This window comes from uncultured Pseudoalteromonas sp. (assembly GCF_963922945.1).
Taxonomy (GTDB): Bacteria; Pseudomonadota; Gammaproteobacteria; order Enterobacterales; family Alteromonadaceae; genus Pseudoalteromonas.
Genome location: NZ_CAWUKC010000030.1, coordinates 1 through 18,370 on the forward strand (window position 1 = coordinate 1; position 18,370 = coordinate 18,370).

Genomic DNA, 18,370 nt, shown 5'->3' on the forward strand with positions numbered 1-18,370 from the left:
GGTTGATCATACCACGTACACATGCTGTGTCTTCTAACTCAACAGTGTGGTTGATACGACGCAAACCAAGACCGCGTAATGTAGCTTTATGCTTCGGTAAACGACCGATAGAGCTCTTTACTTGTGTTACTTTTACAGTTTTATTTGCCATGGTTTACCCCGTGATTTCGTCAACGCTAAGACCACGTTTAGCAGCGATTGACTCTGGAGAGTTCATGTTCTCTAGAGCAGCAATCGTTGCACGAACGATGTTGATCGGGTTAGTTGAACCGTATGCTTTTGACAATACGTTCTGTACACCAGTTACTTCTAGTACTGCACGCATCGCACCACCGGCGATGATACCTGTACCTTCAGAAGCAGGCTGCATGTATACTTTAGAACCCGCGTGGCGACCCTTAATTGGGTGCTGTAGCGTGTTACCGTTAAGGTCTACATTGATCATGTTGCGACGTGCTTTTTCCATTGCTTTTTGAATAGCAGCTGGAACTTCACGAGCTTTACCATAACCAAAACCTACTTTACCTGCGCCATCACCAACTACAGTTAGTGCAGTGAAGCTAAAGATACGACCACCTTTAACTACTTTAGACACACGGTTTACCGCAATTAGCTTTTCAGCTAAATCAGGCTGTTGTTGCTTTGCTTCTACGTTAGCCATAGTCTACTCCTAGAATTGCAAACCGGCTTCACGCGCAGCATCAGCTAGCGCCTTCACACGGCCGTGATATTTAAAGCCACTGCGATCAAAAGCAATCTTTTCGATGCCTTTGTCAGCCGCACGTTCTGCAACCGCTTTACCAACTGCTTGTGCAGCTGAAACGTTGCCTGTGCCTTTAACTGTTTCGCTAATCGCTTTCTCAACAGTAGAAGCAGCAGCCAGTACAGTACCCTCAGCATTAACTACTTGAGCGTAAATGTGACGTGGCGTGCGGTGGATAACAAGACGCGTTGTGCCTTGTTCAATATAATTTCTACGAGTGCGTTTAGCACGACGTAGACGAGCTGTTTTTTTATCCATCGTCTTACCTTACTTCTTCTTAGCCTCTTTACGGCGTACATTCTCATCTGCGTAACGAACACCTTTACCTTTGTAAGGCTCAGGTCTACGGTATGCACGAATGTTAGCAGCTGTTTGACCAACTAACTGCTTATCTACGCCCTTAACTAGAACTTCTGTTTGGCTTGGAGTTTCAATCGTAATTCCTTCAGGAACTTCGAAATTAACTGGGTGCGAGAAACCAAGAGTTAAGTCTAAAACTTTACCCTTAGCTGCAGCACGGTAACCAACACCTACTAACTGAAGTTTCTTCTCGTAACCTTCATGCGTACCAACAACCATGTTGTTGATTAGAGCGCGAGCAGTACCTGCTTGAGCCCATGCATTAGCTACGCCTTCACGAGGTAAAGTTGTAATAACGTTGTCGTTAAGTTGTACTTCAACAGCATCGTTGATAGTACGCGTTAATTCACCGTTTTTGCCTTTAACTGTGATGTCCTGGCCTTTTAATGTAACTTCTACACCGGCAGGAACATTGATTGGTGCCTTTGCTATGCGAGACATAGTTCCCCTCCGATTAAGCTACAAAGCCAATGATCTCACCACCAACACCAGCACTACGTGCTGCGCGGTCTGTCATTAGGCCTTTAGAAGTTGATACGATAGCGATACCAAGACCACCCATTACCTTTGGTAATTCGTCACGTTTCTTGTAGATACGTAGACCAGGGCGGCTAACACGCTGGATGTTTTCAATTACAGCTTTGCCTTCGAAGTATTTCAACTCGATAGAAAGCTCAGGTTTCGCTTCGCTGTTTACAGCGTAATCTGCGATGTAACCTTCGTCTTTTAATACTTTAGCTACTGCTACTTTCAGCTTTGAAGTTGGCATCGTTACAGATACTTTCTTCGCTGATTGACCGTTACGGATACGTGTGAACAAATCCGCGATAGGATCTTGCAAGCTCATAGTCTTACTCCCGTGATACTATTACCAGCTAGCCTTTTTAAGGCCAGGAATTTCACCGCGCATAGCTGCTTCGCGAACTTTAATACGGCTCATGCCGAATTTGCGAAGGAAACCATGTGGGCGGCCCGTAATGTTACAACGATTACGTTGACGTGCAGGGCTAGAATCACGTGGTAAAGCTTGAAGCTTAAGTACCGCGTCCCAACGATCATCTTCAGATGCGTTAACATCGCTGATGATAGCTTTTAGTGCTGCACGCTTTTCAGCGTACTGAGCAACTAGTTTAGTGCGCTTTGCTTCGCGCGCTTTCATAGAATTCTTTGCCATAACCCTACCCTTATTTCTTGAATGGGAAGTTAAACGCTTCTAACAACGCACGGCCTTCCTCATCAGATTTCGCAGAAGTTGTGATTGTGATATCCATACCGCGTACACGGTCTACTTTATCGTAATCAATTTCTGGGAAGATGATTTGTTCACGTACGCCCATGCTGTAGTTACCACGTCCATCGAAAGACTTAGCACTTACACCACGGAAGTCACGGATACGTGGGATAGCGATTGATACCAAACGCTCAAAAAAGTCCCACATACGCTCGCCGCGTAAGGTTACTTTACAGCCTATTGGGTAGCCTTCACGCACTTTAAAGCCAGCAACAGATTTGCGTGCTTTAGTGATTAAAGGTTTCTGACCAGAGATAGCTTCTAGATCCGCAACAGCGTTATCTAAAATCTTCTTGTCAGCTAGGGCTTCGCCCACACCCATATTTAATGTGATCTTTTCGATCTGAGGGACTTGCATGACAGAGCTGAAACCAAACTTCTCTTGAAGCTCAGCAACTACTTTGTCTTTATATACTTCATGCAGTTTCGCCATCATTCTACTCCAACTATTAGATAGTTTTACCAGTAGATTTAAAGATACGTAATTTCTTACCATCTTCAATCTTGAAACCTACACGATCTGCTTTACTCGTTTCCGAGTTGTAGATCGCAACGTTTGATACGTCGATAGACGCTTCTTTTTCAACAATACCGCCAGCTTGGTTCAATTGAGGAACCGGCTTTTGGTGTTTCTTGATTAAGTTAATGCCTTCGACAAATACTCGACCAGACTCAGTAACAACTGAAAGCACTTTACCGCGCTTACCTTTGTCTTTACCTGCTAGTACGATTACTTCGTCATCACGACGGATTTTTGCTGCCATGATAGACTCCTTACAGTACTTCTGGGGCTAGTGAAACGATTTTCATGAACTTGTCATTACGAAGCTCACGAGTCACAGGGCCGAAAATACGAGTACCAATTGGCTGCAAGTTATCATTTAAGATAACAGCCGCATTGCTATCGAAACGGATCAGAGAACCGTCCGGACGACGAACGCCTTTTTTGGTACGCACAACTACCGCGTTTTTAACATCACCTTTCTTCACTTTACCGCGAGGAATAGCTTCTTTTACAGAAACTTTAATGATATCGCCAACTGCCGCATAGCGACGGTGTGAACCACCAAGGACTTTTATACACTGCACTTTGCGAGCGCCGCTGTTATCAGCAACTTCCAGCTGAGTTTGCATTTGGATCATGTTAATGACCTCCGGTGTAGTAATTACAACTTGCCTTAAATTTGTTTAAAATCAAGGCACTTCGATTAAATCCCACTCAATTAACAACAGAGTTGTCTCTTAAGGGCGGGCAATTGTACCAGCATTGGCTAGTGAGTGGTAGGTTATTTTTTAATTAATTTAATACAAGGGCAGATTAAAACTGAGTAAAAACCGCTATGTAGCTATTTTACAAGTGGTTATAAAACAAACAAGGCGCAATTAGCGCCTTGTTTATTAATTTATGAGTTTAAGCAAAACCTAACCGAAGAGACCTTTTAGCTTATCTTTAACTTTGTCTTTGGCTTTTTCTTTTGCTTTTTCTTTTGCATCATCAAGCCTCTGCTTCGCTTTATCCTTAAGCGCATTACTTACATCTAACTTAAAGCCAACATCATGAAATGGGCCTTTTATACGCAGTGGGATTTTAAAGCCTGTACTGTCATCTGTAGTGCCTTGCCCTTCAATCGAATCAACAATGCCGGTCACTAAGCGATAATCAACATTGGTTTTAGGCAAATCTACATCACCCTCACCGGTAATGCGAATAAGTGGGCTCATCAGTGATAGGTCATTATTATGGCCCACCCCATTAGTAAAGTTAAAGCTACCGGTGAGCGCCGAAAAGTCAGTTTGCTTAGATTCTTCAAAGCCTGTATCTAAGCCTTCACTCACTGCACTTAAGTTACCAGTAATAAGCTCTTTACCTTTGCGAACCATTTCAGCGATATTAGCGCCTTTGACGGCCCCATCAGCAAACTCAAAACCTAGCTCACCGTTTAATGCATTAATAAAGGTTTTTTGACTTTGCCCTGTAGTCGTTAAGTTCCAGTTTAGAGATCCTTTACCCATGAGTTTATCAAAGCCAGCTGCATCACTCAGTAGCGGTTGTGCATCGATTTTATCTAACGAAAAGTTTGTACTAATTTTATAAAGTGTTTGTTTGGCATTAACGGTTACTACACCTTTACCGTTGCCCTCATAAGCAACAAACTTGTCTAGGCTAATTTTAGCTACAGCACGTTTTAGGTTTACCGTTAACTGATTTTCACCAAGCGTAATATCATTGGCTTTTAAACCGCTTGAACGAATAACTACATTGGCATCAAGTGCATTTAACGCACTAAAATCAATTTTAGTATCATCCCAGACAATAGGCTGTGCTTCACTAGGTTCTTCACTCTGTGGCTCTTGCTGCTTTGCTACTGTTTCTGGTAGGTATGGATTTAAATCGAGCATACCTAAGTCAATATCGGCGTTTACAGCTAAGCGATTACCTAGGTTAAGCTCACTTTTGCCTTTTATCTCTAGTTCATCTAACGTCGCAATTAGCTCTTCAAGATTAAATGTTTCACCCGCTAGGTGCATTTTACCGTTAACACTAAAGGCATTAAACGCGTTTTGTTTAGCATTTAAGTCTACACCCTGCCAAGCTGCAAGCTCTTTGACCGAGTCACCGCTGAGTGCCAGCTCACCCTTTATATCTTTTCCTTGCTGAGCAATACTGCCGCTAAAAGCTAGGTCAACTAAGCGAGAGTCGACACTTTGCGTAACGTCAAACGTCGCCCCTTCAATTGCCTTTGCTGGCGTATCTAGTTTTACATCTAGCTCAAAGCGCTCTTGCATATATGTAATGCCGCCTTTGATCTCTAATGTTTTACGCAGTGATGGTAATAAAATAGCCAGCTCTAGATCACTAATTTGTTGTTTAGCGCCTGTTTGCCCATCTAAATAAGTAAACGTGCCACCATAAATAGCCACTTCACCTAACTCTATGTCAAAGTTCTCTGGTAGTTTAACAGCCCCACCAGATTGAGTTTGCTCTTGCGGCTGCTCTGCTACAGCATCAAACAACTGCCAATTAGGTTTACCGTTTTTATCAGTTTCTAATAAAATATTAGGCTCGGTAATAACAAACTTATCTAGTTTGAATTCGCCGCCAAATAACGATAACCACGGAATGTGCACAGCTAACTGCTCCATACTTGCCATGTCTTTACGTGAGCCTGTTTGCATGTTTGCAAAGTGCACATCGTTAAGCTCCAACTTTAATGCAGGAAATACACTAAGGGTTTTGTCACCTTTAATAGTAAGTGTACGCCCTGTTGTATTTTCAACCTGCTCAGATACTTTATTAAAAATAGTATCAGTTGGGATTAAAAACGGCGCGGCAATAATTAACGCAATACAAAGTAGGAGTATTACACCAACAATTTTGAGTAAGGTTTTCATGATCATCCTTTCAAACGTGCAAATAATGTTTTTATCATAGCGAGTGTTAGCTTTAAAATCATTGTCGTTGTGACAAAAAAGCTGTTTATTGTAATTTATTTAATTTGAAATGAATTTATGCTTAAAAGTAAACTTTGCGGAATTAGTAACAAAAAGTAAACCTCATTAAATTTAAATCTAACCAAGTATTAAACCCTACAACATTGCATCCCTTGAATTGTTAGGTATGATGCACGGCCCTGTTGCTATTGGCGTATTTGCGCTAAAATAAAGCAGCTAAAAAATGTATCTACTCGGAGACTCTACAAGGCATGAAAAAACTGCTAATTTCACCGTCAAAAATGGCGCTAGGCGAACAAGAAAGTCAAATTTACCAAAACATCTTGAAGCAAGCTTCAGATTTAAGCCTAAACCTAATGGCCGTGAAAGTAGAAAACCACCCAGAGGATTTTTTAGGCTGGTGTTATGAGCTACTCAGTGCAAGTAAAGACCGCATAAATTACGATTTACTAGAACCAAAACAATTACCTACTTTAAAAAAGCTGCACGATCAGCTAACTTCGGCAATTAGCTTTTTACAGCTTAAAACACTACGTGTAGCCCCTTGGCCTGTTATTAGTATGTTTGTAGAGCAACATAAAGAAGTTATTGCACTGGAAGAACAGCTTCGCCTTACCACGTATTTGCACACTATTCGTGAGCAAGCATTAAAAGATATGATCCCAGAGGATTTACTAGCATTTAGTGGTAAACACACTGCTACGCTCGACCCAAGCACCTATGACTTTGATGTTGAGTGGTTTGCATCAACAAAAAGCGCAAAGGGTTTTCATCAAATGCTAGCCGACTTACCTGGTGCGTTTGACGATGCACTTGCTAACATCCCACTTGAAGGGGAAGTGAGCCAAGATGATTACCAGCAGTTTGTTGTTGCTTATTTACTTGCCTTTAATGGCAGTGATGAAAAACCAACGCTTGCTCCTGCTACACGTTTATTAGCCATGCGCCGCCCAGATGTGTTTACGCCAATTAGTAATAACCGCCTTGATGCTCTATGCGCAGCGTTAGGTATTACAAAATTAAATAATCGCGATTTTGAGCGCTACTGGCAAGATATAGTACAAAGCATTCATGCAATGGCGTGGTTTACCATGGCTAATGGCAACAATGAACTAGAAGAGCAACTGGTTAATATAAAAGCGTTATTACCGTGCTTTTTTTACTACGCAGATGCCAGCACTGCCGAGAACTCAAATTATATTAAGTTATTAAATAAACCTAAACGCAGCACAACAAGCGCCGGAAAACCGCAGCGTAGAGGTAAAGAGTCAGCCGAAATACTGGTAGATCGCGCACTTGCAGCCGATGACATTCCCGAGCATATTCGCAGTAAACGCGACTCTATTATTAGCGAAGTACAAAAAGGTCGCGGCGTAAACGAAACAATTAGTCTTATGCGCACTATATTTGGCTAAATTTACTAACCTAGCTGTATTCTTCTGGTGCAGCTAGGTTAATTTATGCACCAGCAGCGTGCGTTTTTTGATTAGCCACCTCAATCATTCCCTCTTCTAAAATTGCTCAACATATTGTTTTATAAAAGTAAAAAATCAGTTTTATAGAAATTATTTTAAGCTGGCACATACAGTGCAATTGCATTACCAGTTAAACAATAAAACACCGCCAGTCGAAGGGTTGCCAATAAGAGAATAAAAACCTAGGCGATAAAAATCATATAACGGGAAATGGACATGCTAAAACTAAAAAAAACCATCGCTATTAGCGCAATAGCATTAATGGGTGCTACATCTTTAACATCAACAGCCGTACATGCAGAAGTAACAGCAAACGCAGCAGCTACGTCTAACTACTTATGGCGTGGTCAAGAGCAAACTGGGGGCGATGCTGCTATTTCTGGCGGTATTGATTACGCTAACGAGTCGGGCTTTTATGCAGGCACTTGGGTCTCAAATGCATCTTGGGCCGATGAAATGACTTATGAGCTAGACCTATACGCTGGCTTTGGCGGCGATATTAACGACACATTTAGCTACGATGTAGGTTACATTTATTACGCTTATCCAGATGCAGCTTCTGAGGCAGATGCAGATTTCTCTGAGATTTACGGTAGCATCAGCACAGGAGGTTTCACCTTTGGTGCGGCAGTTCTTGCCACTTCAGCCGCAGATGGTGATGGCACCGACTTTGGCGATTCACTCTACCTAAATGCCGATTATAGCTTTGCTGTTGGCAGTAATGGTACTGAGGTTGCCTTGCACTTAGGTCACTACTCTGGCGACTTTATTGGCGATGACAATATTATTGATTACGGTATTTCTGTATCAAAAGATGGTTTTACTTTTGGCGTATCTGACACCGACATGGATGAGTCAGATGTTAAAGTTTACGTAGGCTACGCGGTAGACTTTACGCTTTAAAACAGAATGTGTTACTTGCTGCAACACTAAGGGCCCTTTGGCCCTTTTTTTATATACAAACCACCCAACAAATAAGTATTTACAAAAAAAACAATAAGATAACATTTAGATTCTAAATCACGATTAAGGATTATTATGAATTTATCAAAAAAAATGACCACTATTATAGCACTTACGCTAATTACAATGAGTTCATTAAGTTATGCAACCATGACATGCAGTTGCTCATCAGGTAGCATGACTGTTGTACATGATGGCGACACTGTAAGTTACTCTTGCTCTGACGGTGGTCGTATTACTTGCATGATAAAATAAAAATTAAGCGTTACTTAGAAAGGCGTACGCCTTTCTTTTCTAAGGATAGTAAAATGAAATATATATTTGTAATTGCACTTGTTATTGCCGCCGCCATAGGCATTAGTATTTTAAACACAGGACAACCCTCAAAACCTCCGCTAACCCACTTGCAACCTACTGATGAAACTACCTTTAGTAATGAAGACACTAAGCAGCCAATTGAGCCCAAAGCCCTATTAATCAAAGCTGCCGCACCATCAGTCAAACAGCACAACATTGCAGAACAAAAAGTGGCGTCGATATCTAAATTGCCTATTTCAAGCCCTCAGGCTTTCTCTGAAGAGTTTGTTTCAACTGAGGATGGAAAAGAATTTGTTTCAAAAAAGGCATTAGACGACGTATTTAAAACGGAAACATCACAGCTACTCGAGCGTATGTCTAATATAGAATACTCTGAAATAGCACAAATACGTAAAGATAAGCTAAATGAGTTTATCCTAAATGAATTAAAAGACGTAACTATTTTACAGCAAGATCTCGAGTGTGCAGGTAAAGTTTGTGCACTAGAGGTTACCTATACACAAAGTAGTAATCAAGCATCTATTGATACTCTTTCAAGTTTTTCTAAAAACTATTCTTTTCAGCAATTTACTGAAACCGAAAGTGGTGATAAAAAATTAAAAGCCCTTTATATTGCAACTGAAGACCCTAGCCAATTAACTCTTTCAAATAACTAATTCTCGTTAACAACGTATAATACTGAAAGCTATTTTCCATCATATATTAGAATCTAGTTTTACTGCTATAAAGCAGTAAAGCTAGATTCTATAAGTACATTAAGCCATGAGTAACCGGCATCAATCACTACTGTACTTTAAAAAGTACCATAAAATAACTCACGTCCATTATTTTTGCTATTTAGGTAAGGCAGAGCCTATGTGGTGTAGTTTGCTATGACTAGCAACTTGCATATTTGTAATACATCCCACGTATCTTTACTACTAGCTCTAATAAATGTCGCAACATGCAGAGTTATAACTGCTCGTTGAAGAATCGTTCTTCATATACAATCCAATGCGACCGATTTAGGTTTCCAAAAAGTGCATAAAAAGACCTAGCGCTTTCGCACTAAGTCTTTAATTTAGACCGCTAGCCTATTTCAGGGCGGGACACATAATAATATTTAGAACTTAGCTAAATTATTTTTACTGTCTTTATCTACAAGCTTAATGTAAGGATCTACCCCTGCGTACACGGGCTTTTCTTGAACTTTTAGCTCAATAGTATTAGTTCCAGAGACTATTTGATGTTTTTGCGAGTAAATAACAAAGTCTTCAGCGAGTAGGTTTTCAGGGTCATCGCTAAATAATGCAATATCAATTAGCTCATCGAGTGGTTGCTCGGTTTCTTCACCTTGTCCATCGGCATGCTGCTTAGTTGCTTCAACATTCAGTGTTACTGTATAAAAGCCGTCGCTATCAACATCATCTGTAACCGACACTGCTTTCATTTCAAGCTCATAAAGCGTTATATATTTAAACTGATCATCAATAAAACGTTGTTCAGCTAGTGTTGCATCTCGTTTTAAATAACTAAGTAAATCAAGTGTGGTTGGGTATGGCGTTGCTTGGTACCTAAACTCATTCAAAAACGCTTTAAGTGCGGCATTTAGACGCTGTTCACCTAATCGGTCATACAAAGCCATCATAGCAACCGAACCTTTATTATAGTGAAGGTATTGTTGAGCCTGCGTTTTATACAGCGGCATTTCTTCAAACGCTTCACCTGTGCGGCCCATTAAGTATTTGTCTAACTCGTACTTTAAGAATTTACGAAGCTTCTCGGCGCCAAAGCGCTTTTTTAGCACCATAAGCGCACTGTACTGGGAAAGTGTTTCAGAAATAACAGCACTACCCTCTACATTAGCTCCCGATACTTGATGCCCCCACCATTGGTGCGCAACTTCATGTGCGGTTACATAGTAAGGTAGGTCAACTTTACTCTCATCTCTTAGGTCTGTAATAAAGCCAATACTTTCTGAGTAAGGTACCGTATTGGCAAAGCTTTGCGCAAACGAGCGGTACTTAGGAAACTCAATAATACGTAACTGCTTATGCTGATATGGCCCAAAGGCTTGTGTGTAGTAATCTAGTGAGTCTTGTACCGACTCAATCATACGGTCAACATTCCATGCATGATCTTTGTGGTAGTAGACCTCAATATTTACACCGTTATGCTCAACCTTTTTGCTTTCAAGCTCTGCCGAAAGCACAGAATAAAAGTTTAAAATAGGGGCGTCCATTTCATAAACAAAAGTACGTCGTCCGTCTTTTACACTCTCACTTTTTAAGTAGCCTGGTGTAATAGCAAATTGTGACTCATCGGTAGTTACCGTTGCCTTGTAGTTTATAAAGCCATTGGCAGGACCAAACTCATTTTGCGTATAAAAGCGGCTGTCATCTAGTTTATGTGCGCGTTCAAGTTCGGGTAAATCATGCTTACGGCGCTCATACTTATCGGCAATTTGATAATACTTTTGATAACCAAAACGCGGTAGTAATTCTCTATTATTTATAAAAGTACCGTTATGTACGAGTTGAGTATCCGATCTTCTATCAACAAAACCGTCATGCTCACGAATAACAGACAGCTCTCCTTCGCGCACTTCGTTAGGCATTAGTGGCTGTTCAAACTCAAACCATACCATGCCAAAATCGGTTAAACGCTCAACTATTTTCCCACCTGCCATTTTTACATCCCAGCTTTTAGCGTGGCTAGGCTCGTTAATCAACACACGGGTTATTGGCTCATTTGCGGTATTGGTAAATTTAATTTTAGCCACGGCGTTTAAAGCACGCTTTTTAGGATAAATATCAATGTGTAAGTCAACATCGGTTATTATAGGCAGTGGCAAATCTTTGTATTGTGAAAACTCTTGCTCATACCTTACTTGCAGTGCTTCGGTCTCATCACTTGTTACAAACTCGTTGATTACACGGGTGTTGTAATAAATGTTATAACCCGCGCCCACAAATACCAGTAAACTTATAACCGCTGCAATCTGGCCTTTTAAAGACATGTTGTAACGCACTAAAGATAAACGCGTACGCAATGTTTGCGATGGGCCGCGATGCCATAAAGCAAACCCTACAATAGCTAAAAACACACTCAATGCACCCCAATATAGGGTATACCAATGCGCGCCTGGTAAAAAATGCCCATAACCATTTATATCAGAATACGGTACGCTACTACTTTGTGAAAAATGATACATATGATGCTCAAACCCGTAAGCACCCATTACCATTTGGGCAATGTAATACAAAATAAACAAGCCCATACCTATGTATTTATTAGGGCTAACTATTTGTAAAAAGAACGCTAATATAGCCATCATAATTAAAGGCAGTAATGTAAGGTAACCCAACCTAAATAAGTACTGGCCAAGCTCAAGGTTAAATTGCCCCTTAAATAGTTGCACTGTAATGGTAAACATCATGCCTACTAAATAAAGGCCACAAACCGCAGTGATTAGCGCAATAATTTTAGATACCCAAAACACACTATTATGCACTGGGAAACTGTCAACAATATCGCCCATACCACTGTGGCGTTCTCGCCAAACTAGCTCTGCGCTGTAATAAGCAATAATAATAAACATAAACAAAGCGGAGGCGTTTTGAATAATGCCCACCATGTTTTGTGTAAGCGGCCAATCTGTTGTGCCATATGCGCCAATCGGCGCAAAAAGTGGTGCGAGTAACGTAATAATACTGACACCCGCTAAAATCATAAAAGGAGCACTTAATATAACCTGCTTAAGCTCAAATAAGCTGCGCATTACTAATTGCGATTGCGTATTGACCCCTTTTGACTTGTAATTTTTAGCGCTGCTAATAAGTGCTGCTTGTTTATTTTGTACAAACGTAGAGACAGCAAATTGCTTTTTCTGTTTTTTAGTGACTACGCGGTTACCTAACTTTCCGAGGCCAAAAAACATCGCTAAGCTTATTGCTACCCATAAAATACGGTTAATTAAAAAATCGCCCGAAAGCGTTAACACTTCAGTATTTTTATCACTTACAGTCCAGTAACGGGTTAAGTCAATTAATGAACCAGTGCCAAATGGGTCTGCGTAAACAACAATATTTCTAAACACTAAATCGTCAAAATAGATACTCGCCAATTGGTAACTTATATAGATCACCACGGCCGTTACATATACCGCCATTATGGTTTTAAAATAAACCGCCACACTATTAAAAATAGCACTGAGGACCAATAAGCTTGGCACCGCCAAATATAAAAAAGGCGCAGCGTAATATATAAACTTATTAGGGCCTACTAGCTCACTATCTAGCCAGCCAACCAACAAACCAAATTGAGTTCCCAAAAACACGCCTAATGGCACAGTTAAAAAAACAACGAGCACAACCAAGTAAGCACCAAAAAAACGTCCTGATTGATAAGCAAGCGGGTTAACGGGCTTACTAAACACTAGCTCATCCATTTTGGTCTCGCTATTGCGAATCGCTGAGCTTGCAACAAAGTTAACCACTAAAAACATAGCAAGCGTACAAAAGGTAACCGTTAAAAGCATAATGGTATAAGGCGAGTTCATATTAACATTAGCCCCACCTAGCGGAAACTTACTACTGGAGCTTATAAAAAACGCCATAAAAAAGAAGATTAATGAGGTCACATAAAACGAAGGCTGGCGCACAAAATAGCGCAGCTCAAACGCGAGCATATTAAAAAACATAGCGCCCCCTTATGCTACTTGGCTATTACGGTGATTAAGCAACGTAGAAAAGTACACGTCCTCTAGGTTTGCACTGCTGATCTCAAAACCTTCAGGGGCCTGTTCGGCTAATACATGTAATATGGTTTGCCCAGCAAATAAGCGTTTTGAAATAACAGGCAGTTGCGGTTCAAGTTCTAGTGCTTCTTCTTGGCTCATGGCTTTGCGCCAAATTTGGCCTTGGAGTTTATCGGTAAGGGCTATCGGGTTGCCCTCTAATAGTATTTTTCCGCCTGCCAGTACGGCCATGTTTGGGCAAAGCTCTGCTACATCTTCAACAATGTGGGTCGATAATATAACGACTTTTTGCTCGCCTAAGCTTACTAATAAGTTATGAAAGCGATTTCGCTCTTCAGGATCAAGCCCCGCTGTGGGTTCATCAACAATGAGTAAATCGGGATCACCTAGCAAGGCTTGTGCAATACCAAAACGCTGGCGCATACCGCCTGAAAAGCCACTTACCGCTTTTGAGCGATGTTGATACAAATTAGTATGTGCAAGCAAGCCTTCCACCGACTCTTTACGCTCGCCTTTGTCATGAATGCCCTTTAAAACAGCCATATGATCTAGCAAGTCGTAAGCACTAACGCGAGGGTAAACACCAAAATCTTGCGGTAGATAACCCAAACGTTGACGTAGAGCCTGTGGGTCTTTAAAAACATCAATACCATCAAAAGTAATTGAGCCCGCATCGGCAGATTGCAACGTTGAAATAGTACGCATTAGGGAAGATTTACCCGCGCCATTTGGCCCAAGCAGTCCAAACATCCCTTTTCCTATAGATAAATCAACACCTTGTAGTGCATGTACGCCATTATCGTAGGTTTTAGATAACCCTGTTATTGAGAGCATTTTTACTTCCTTGAATTTTAATAGTTTTTTTATTGCGCTTTTTATACCACATTAAAAAAAGGAACATAAGTTACACCACGGTTAATTTTGTAACAATAAATAAACAAAGGATATTACTTGCCTCGTATTTATTCAGTCGGTATAAAAACCACACACACTATTTATAAGAAGCGTAAAGCCATGCAAAAACATCAAAGCCAGCCACTAAACGACTTTATAGAATACCCTCACGATGAAATGCTAAAACGTGCAAACGAATTTTTACAAACCAGCCAGCGCCGCCATAGTATTCGCAGCTTTAGCGACCGACCCGTCCCAAAAAATATAATTGAAGCCTGCATAAGAGCGGCAGGTACTGCGCCAAGTGGAGCTAATCACCAACCGTGGCATTTTGTGGCTATAAACAGTCGCGATGTAAAAAAACAAATAAGAGAGGCCGCCGAAAAACTAGAGCGCTCTTTTTACGAAGGTAGAGCGGGAGAAGAGTGGCTTGATGCGCTAAAACCATTAGGTACCGACGCCAATAAACCTTATTTAGAACACGCGCCTTGGCTTATTGCAGTATTTAGTCAAAAAAAGGGCGGCGTAAACACCGATGATAAAAACACCAATTATTATGTGCATGAGTCAGTTGGCTTAGCTACCGGCTTTTTAATTCAAGCGCTGCACCGTAGTGGTTTAGCAACACTTACCCATACCCCAAAACCAATGAGCTTTTTAACCGACATTTGTAAGCGCGACAAAGACAACGAACGCCCATACATGTTACTTATTGCGGGCTACCCAAGTAACGATGCAACTGTACCCGCCCATGCGCTAAATAAAAAGTCGCTCGACGAGATTGCCACTTTTATTTAAAGCAAACAGTTAGACTTTACTTTGCTTACAAAACCACTCGTAAAGTAACGCAATAATCGACTCAACTTTTGGGTCGATTAGCGAATAATAAATAGTATGCCCATCACGGCGAGTTGCCACTAGCTGGGCGTTACGTAAACTCGCCAAATGCTGAGACAAAGCAGACTGTGCCAACGGAACATTTTGATTTAACTCACCTACACTTTGCTCGCCTTGTAATAAACTGCATAAAATCATTAAACGGTTTTTATTTGCCATTAATTTTAAAAACTGCTCTGCCTGCTGGGCGTTTTCTGCAAGTTGTTCAATATTCATTTTGTTACTTAGTTGTTGTGCGTGTTTTAATTATAGACTTTCACATTAGTAAGTTCTAATATAATTAACATTAGACCTTACTAATATTAATGTCGTTCGCTTTAATTAGGCACTATGTCGTTACAATTTTAGTGTTGTTAAGCTACTTTGTTGAAAGTCGCTTTCAATTTTTAACACATTAATTAGCATTAACTTAGTGCAATCAAATTACACCAAGTGGTGCTCGTTAATGTCTTTTGCATAAAGGAGGATTTACCTACTCATGCTTACTTCGATTCCTGATTTACTAAAAATTATCACACCTAACCAACGCCGTATTGATGCAGCGCAAGCTAAGCAAGAGCTTGAACAAAATAAAGGACTACTTATTGACGTTCGTGAACCTGCTGAGCATGCCAATGTAGCGGCAGTTGGAGCTATAAATATTCCACGCGGATTACTCGAAATGAAGCTAATGGAAATAGAAAAAGACGCTGCGCGCCCTATTTACTTACATTGTGCCAGCGGTGCGCGCGCCACATTAAGCGCAGAAGCGCTAACGCGCGTTGGCTACGAAAACGTTACGGTTATTACATGTAACGCAACGCAAGTAAGTGAAGTTTTTTAATTGTTTCACAAAAAAGTAACCTAAATTGTCTACACTTTGCTTTTTACACTTAATAGGTACAAGGCAATGGCGTTTACACGAAGAGGTTTTTTAAAAGCATCGGCAGCAGGATTTGGTGCTGCCGTATTATCACTTGGTTTAACAGGTTGCAGGTTTGACGACGATGACGACATTCCTGTTAGCTTTGATCACGGCGTTGCCAGTGGCGATCCGCTAAGCGATAGCTTAATTATTTGGACCCGCGTAACCCCACTCGATGTAACAACTAAATCATTAAAAGTACAATGGCAAGCCGCCACCGATAAAAGCTTTACTAATATTGTCCATGATGGTGAAGCAAACATAAGTGATACCACCGACTTTACCCTTAAAGTTGATTTACAAGGGCTCGATGCCAACACCGTTTATTACTATCGCTTTAATGCGCACGGAAAAACCTCCCCTATCGGTCAGGGTAAAACATTGCCTGTGGGTGAAGTTGATCAAGTAAAGCTGGCCGTTGTATCGTGCGCAAATTACCCTGCCGGGTATTTCAATGTGTATGGTGAAATTGCTAAGCAAAGCGATTTAGATGCCGTATTACATTTAGGTGATTATATTTACGAGTACAGTAATACTGGCTATGCAACCGAAGACGCAGCACAATTAGACCGACTTCTCCCCCTCGATAACAGCAGTGAAATTATAGCGCTTACCGATTACAGAAAACGCTATGCAAATTATCGCCTCGATACCGATTTACAAGCAGCCCATAGCCACTGTGCATTTATAACGGTGTGGGACGACCACGAAATTACCAACGACACATGGCGCGAAGGCGCAGAAAACCATAACGAAGGTGAAGGCGAATTTAGCCAACGCAAACTTAATGCCCTGCAAGCTTACTTTGAGTGGATGCCAATTCGTAATGTAGCCGATAAAGAACGGATTTACCGCCGCTTTGAATTTGGTAACTTAGTTTCTTTATACATGCTAGATACCCGCATATTGGCCCGTGATGAACAGCTTAGCTATAGCGATTTTGATCTCACAACCCCTGCGGGACAAAGTGCATTTGCGGCAGCAATTGGTGCGAGTGATCGCGCATTATTAGGCAGTGAACAACTTACTTGGCTTAGCGATGCCATCACTACTTCAAGCACACAGTGGCAAGTATTAGGGCAACAAGTACTGATGACCAAAATGCATTTACCTGTAGAAGTAATGCTGCTACTAGCTAGCTTACAAAGTACGCAAGCAAATGGTGGCGATCCTAGTGCTTTACTCGCACAAGCCAATGCTTTATTTGCAGAGCTGGCGCAAATTAAAGGCCGAGTATTAGCAGGTGACCCAAGCGTTACAGCCGCTGAGCTTGCACGGGTAGAAACCACTATACCGTATAACCTTGATGCATGGGATGGCTATGCCTACGAGCGAGAAGTGTTATTAGGCACCGCTATTGCAGCACAAAAAAACCTAGTAGTTTTAGCCGGAGATACTCATAACGGCTGGGCAGGAGAGCTTAAAACTGATGTCAATAACCCTATTGCAGCCTCGCAAAATGCCGGGGTAGAATTTGCAACAGCATCGGTTTCATCTCCTGGGCTTGAAAAGTATTTAGCGCTAAACACACAAGATGCACAAACCGTAGCGCAAATAGAACAAGTAATTGCCTTATTAATTGATGACCTTGCTTATAATAATTTAGTGGAGCGCGGCTATTTAACCGTTACATTCACACCTACAAAAGCCAGTGCTAAATGGAACTATATAAGCACAATTAAAGCGCGCGAATATCAGGTTGTAGAAAGCCGTAGTAAAGAGCTAAGCATGCTGGCGGGCCAGGCTCAATTACAAAGCGCTTAGCGCTTCGCCTCTAAGCTAGCCAAACGCGTATCTATGCGCTCTACTACCTCAACTAAGCGAGCAAGTAATGCTTGGTTGAGGTGCTCTTCAGCCAGATCTTGTGCTTTAGGGGCTTGCGCAGCTAAGTTATCTTTTTGCTCAAGTATGGCTTCTCTAAACTCACTGGCATTTTCAACACCAAGTAATGACACCAATGCGCCATGGCCAGACTGCCCGGCAGTTTCAAAGCTTAACCGGTATAAGCCAAAAAAGCGCATAAGCGGCCCTTGGCTCAGCCCAACATCGGTTATTTTTTCAAGCGGTATCGATTTTTCTTCTTTAAATAAAATACCGCGTTTAACCACCAGCTTTTGCGTGAGTAATTGCGCCGACATAGCGGCCAATATTTTACCTGCCACCAGCCAAACAATAATTAACACCACAGGTATAAGTGGAATGGTCACTAATGCAACGGCACTAAAAAAGCATGCCATGGTCATCCAGTATCGTTTCACTTTGGGATCAAAACTGGCACTTTTTAAAATAGGGTTGCTCATAGGTTTATCCTCAT

Annotated in this window: 21 protein-coding genes; 7 read left to right on the forward strand and 14 right to left on the reverse strand. The window is 41.3% G+C overall.

The window, feature by feature from the left end; genetic code table 11:
* The 10 genes from rpmD to AABI99_RS08520 form a co-directional block, all read right to left on the reverse strand.
* A partial coding sequence (gene rpmD, locus AABI99_RS08475; protein ID WP_338365263.1) for a 50S ribosomal protein L30 occupies positions 1–151 on the reverse strand: 151 nt, incomplete at its 3' end.
* 3 nt (positions 152–154) lie between these two features.
* Positions 155–661, reverse strand: coding sequence for a 30S ribosomal protein S5 (gene rpsE, locus AABI99_RS08480; RefSeq protein WP_338365217.1), 507 nt, complete (start codon positions 659–661; stop codon positions 155–157).
* Between the two features lie 9 nt (positions 662–670).
* On the reverse strand, positions 671–1,021 hold the full coding sequence (gene rplR, locus AABI99_RS08485) for a 50S ribosomal protein L18 (protein ID WP_004589205.1): 351 nt from the start codon (positions 1,019–1,021) through the stop codon (positions 671–673).
* Between the two features lie 9 nt (positions 1,022–1,030).
* The gene (gene rplF / locus AABI99_RS08490) at positions 1,031–1,564 is read right to left on the reverse strand and encodes a 50S ribosomal protein L6 (protein WP_338365218.1); all 534 of its coding nucleotides are present in this window, start codon (positions 1,562–1,564) and stop codon (positions 1,031–1,033) included.
* 13 nt (positions 1,565–1,577) lie between these two features.
* Positions 1,578–1,970 (reverse strand): 30S ribosomal protein S8, encoded by a 393-nt coding sequence (gene rpsH, locus AABI99_RS08495; protein ID WP_338365219.1) that lies wholly within the window; start codon positions 1,968–1,970, stop codon positions 1,578–1,580.
* A 21-nt stretch (positions 1,971–1,991) separates the two neighbouring features.
* A complete protein-coding gene (gene rpsN, locus AABI99_RS08500) occupies positions 1,992–2,297 on the reverse strand; it encodes a 30S ribosomal protein S14 (protein WP_004589208.1) in 306 nt (101 codons plus the stop codon).
* Between the two features lie 10 nt (positions 2,298–2,307).
* Complete coding sequence (gene rplE, locus AABI99_RS08505) at positions 2,308–2,847, reverse strand: 50S ribosomal protein L5 (protein WP_010392500.1); 540 nt, start codon at positions 2,845–2,847, stop codon at positions 2,308–2,310.
* 16 nt (positions 2,848–2,863) lie between these two features.
* On the reverse strand, positions 2,864–3,178 hold the full coding sequence (rplX, locus tag AABI99_RS08510; protein ID WP_004589210.1) for a 50S ribosomal protein L24: 315 nt from the start codon (positions 3,176–3,178) through the stop codon (positions 2,864–2,866).
* A gap of 10 nt (positions 3,179–3,188) precedes the next feature.
* The gene (gene rplN / locus AABI99_RS08515) at positions 3,189–3,557 is read right to left on the reverse strand and encodes a 50S ribosomal protein L14 (protein WP_004589211.1); all 369 of its coding nucleotides are present in this window, start codon (positions 3,555–3,557) and stop codon (positions 3,189–3,191) included.
* A gap of 279 nt (positions 3,558–3,836) precedes the next feature.
* Entirely contained in the window at positions 3,837–5,807 is a 1,971-nt protein-coding gene (locus AABI99_RS08520) for an AsmA family protein (protein WP_338365223.1), read from the reverse strand.
* A 311-nt stretch (positions 5,808–6,118) separates the two neighbouring features.
* Between AABI99_RS08520 and AABI99_RS08525 the strand changes: the two genes are divergently transcribed.
* The 4 genes from AABI99_RS08525 (at position 6,119) to AABI99_RS08540 (ending at position 9,279) form a co-directional block, all read left to right on the forward strand.
* The gene (locus tag AABI99_RS08525) at positions 6,119–7,282 is read left to right on the forward strand and encodes a hypothetical protein (RefSeq protein ID WP_338365225.1); all 1,164 of its coding nucleotides are present in this window, start codon (positions 6,119–6,121) and stop codon (positions 7,280–7,282) included.
* Positions 7,283–7,558: 276 nt separating this feature from the next.
* Complete coding sequence (locus tag AABI99_RS08530) at positions 7,559–8,245, forward strand: TorF family putative porin (protein ID WP_338365227.1); 687 nt, start codon at positions 7,559–7,561, stop codon at positions 8,243–8,245.
* A gap of 135 nt (positions 8,246–8,380) precedes the next feature.
* Positions 8,381–8,560 (forward strand): hypothetical protein, encoded by a 180-nt coding sequence (locus AABI99_RS08535; protein WP_338365228.1) that lies wholly within the window; start codon positions 8,381–8,383, stop codon positions 8,558–8,560.
* Between the two features lie 53 nt (positions 8,561–8,613).
* On the forward strand, positions 8,614–9,279 hold the full coding sequence (locus tag AABI99_RS08540; protein WP_338365229.1) for a hypothetical protein: 666 nt from the start codon (positions 8,614–8,616) through the stop codon (positions 9,277–9,279).
* A gap of 446 nt (positions 9,280–9,725) precedes the next feature.
* Here AABI99_RS08540 and AABI99_RS08545 read toward each other — a convergent pair whose 3' ends face one another.
* Together AABI99_RS08545 and AABI99_RS08550 are read right to left on the reverse strand one after the other, a co-directional pair.
* Complete coding sequence (locus tag AABI99_RS08545) at positions 9,726–13,304, reverse strand: M1 family aminopeptidase (RefSeq protein WP_338365230.1); 3,579 nt, start codon at positions 13,302–13,304, stop codon at positions 9,726–9,728.
* Positions 13,305–13,313: 9 nt separating this feature from the next.
* Positions 13,314–14,195: an ABC transporter ATP-binding protein gene (locus AABI99_RS08550; RefSeq protein ID WP_338365232.1), complete on the reverse strand. Its 882-nt coding sequence runs from the start codon at positions 14,193–14,195 to the stop codon at positions 13,314–13,316.
* Positions 14,196–14,375: 180 nt separating this feature from the next.
* Here AABI99_RS08550 and AABI99_RS08555 point away from each other — a divergent pair, with 180 nt between their 5' ends.
* Complete coding sequence (locus AABI99_RS08555; RefSeq protein WP_338365233.1) at positions 14,376–15,053, forward strand: nitroreductase family protein; 678 nt, start codon at positions 14,376–14,378, stop codon at positions 15,051–15,053.
* 9 nt (positions 15,054–15,062) lie between these two features.
* On the opposite strand, the gene AABI99_RS08560 is transcribed toward AABI99_RS08555, so the two are convergent.
* A complete protein-coding gene (locus tag AABI99_RS08560) occupies positions 15,063–15,368 on the reverse strand; it encodes a metalloregulator ArsR/SmtB family transcription factor (RefSeq protein WP_338365234.1) in 306 nt (101 codons plus the stop codon).
* A 262-nt stretch (positions 15,369–15,630) separates the two neighbouring features.
* On the opposite strand from AABI99_RS08560, the gene AABI99_RS08565 reads away from it, so the two are divergent.
* Together AABI99_RS08565 and AABI99_RS08570 are read left to right on the forward strand one after the other, a co-directional pair.
* Positions 15,631–15,975 (forward strand): rhodanese-like domain-containing protein, encoded by a 345-nt coding sequence (locus AABI99_RS08565; RefSeq protein WP_338365235.1) that lies wholly within the window; start codon positions 15,631–15,633, stop codon positions 15,973–15,975.
* A 66-nt stretch (positions 15,976–16,041) separates the two neighbouring features.
* Positions 16,042–17,820, forward strand: a complete 1,779-nt coding sequence (locus AABI99_RS08570; protein WP_338365237.1) for an alkaline phosphatase D family protein — start codon at positions 16,042–16,044, stop codon at positions 17,818–17,820.
* Here the strand turns inward: AABI99_RS08570 and AABI99_RS08575 are convergent.
* Positions 17,817–18,356 carry a PH domain-containing protein gene (locus AABI99_RS08575; RefSeq protein WP_338365238.1) on the reverse strand — a complete coding sequence of 180 codons (540 nt, stop codon included), beginning with the start codon at positions 18,354–18,356 and terminating at the stop codon, positions 17,817–17,819. The genes AABI99_RS08570 and AABI99_RS08575 overlap by 4 nt on opposite strands.
* Positions 18,357–18,370: the final 14 nt, after the last annotated feature.

What these genes read in the sequence shown, in the direction of transcription:
- rpsE (WP_338365217.1), bottom strand. Translation starts at nt 661, where the DNA reads ATGGCTAACGTAGAAGCAAAGCAACAACAGCCTGATTTAGCTGAAAAG.
- rplR (WP_004589205.1), bottom strand. Translation starts at nt 1,021, where the DNA reads ATGGATAAAAAAACAGCTCGTCTACGTCGTGCTAAACGCACTCGTAGA.
- rplF (WP_338365218.1), bottom strand. Translation starts at nt 1,564, where the DNA reads ATGTCTCGCATAGCAAAGGCACCAATCAATGTTCCTGCCGGTGTAGAA.
- rpsH (WP_338365219.1), bottom strand. Translation starts at nt 1,970, where the DNA reads ATGAGCTTGCAAGATCCTATCGCGGATTTGTTCACACGTATCCGTAAC.
- rpsN (WP_004589208.1), bottom strand. Translation starts at nt 2,297, where the DNA reads ATGGCAAAGAATTCTATGAAAGCGCGCGAAGCAAAGCGCACTAAACTA.
- rplE (WP_010392500.1), bottom strand. Translation starts at nt 2,847, where the DNA reads ATGGCGAAACTGCATGAAGTATATAAAGACAAAGTAGTTGCTGAGCTT.
- rplX (WP_004589210.1), bottom strand. Translation starts at nt 3,178, where the DNA reads ATGGCAGCAAAAATCCGTCGTGATGACGAAGTAATCGTACTAGCAGGT.
- rplN (WP_004589211.1), bottom strand. Translation starts at nt 3,557, where the DNA reads ATGATCCAAATGCAAACTCAGCTGGAAGTTGCTGATAACAGCGGCGCT.
- AABI99_RS08520 (WP_338365223.1), bottom strand. Translation starts at nt 5,807, where the DNA reads ATGAAAACCTTACTCAAAATTGTTGGTGTAATACTCCTACTTTGTATT.
- AABI99_RS08525 (WP_338365225.1), top strand. Translation starts at nt 6,119, where the DNA reads ATGAAAAAACTGCTAATTTCACCGTCAAAAATGGCGCTAGGCGAACAA.
- AABI99_RS08530 (WP_338365227.1), top strand. Translation starts at nt 7,559, where the DNA reads ATGCTAAAACTAAAAAAAACCATCGCTATTAGCGCAATAGCATTAATG.
- AABI99_RS08535 (WP_338365228.1), top strand. Translation starts at nt 8,381, where the DNA reads ATGAATTTATCAAAAAAAATGACCACTATTATAGCACTTACGCTAATT.
- AABI99_RS08540 (WP_338365229.1), top strand. Translation starts at nt 8,614, where the DNA reads ATGAAATATATATTTGTAATTGCACTTGTTATTGCCGCCGCCATAGGC.
- AABI99_RS08545 (WP_338365230.1), bottom strand. Translation starts at nt 13,304, where the DNA reads ATGTTTTTTAATATGCTCGCGTTTGAGCTGCGCTATTTTGTGCGCCAG.
- AABI99_RS08550 (WP_338365232.1), bottom strand. Translation starts at nt 14,195, where the DNA reads ATGCTCTCAATAACAGGGTTATCTAAAACCTACGATAATGGCGTACAT.
- AABI99_RS08555 (WP_338365233.1), top strand. Translation starts at nt 14,376, where the DNA reads ATGCAAAAACATCAAAGCCAGCCACTAAACGACTTTATAGAATACCCT.
- AABI99_RS08560 (WP_338365234.1), bottom strand. Translation starts at nt 15,368, where the DNA reads ATGAATATTGAACAACTTGCAGAAAACGCCCAGCAGGCAGAGCAGTTT.
- AABI99_RS08565 (WP_338365235.1), top strand. Translation starts at nt 15,631, where the DNA reads ATGCTTACTTCGATTCCTGATTTACTAAAAATTATCACACCTAACCAA.
- AABI99_RS08570 (WP_338365237.1), top strand. Translation starts at nt 16,042, where the DNA reads ATGGCGTTTACACGAAGAGGTTTTTTAAAAGCATCGGCAGCAGGATTT.
- AABI99_RS08575 (WP_338365238.1), bottom strand. Translation starts at nt 18,356, where the DNA reads ATGAGCAACCCTATTTTAAAAAGTGCCAGTTTTGATCCCAAAGTGAAA.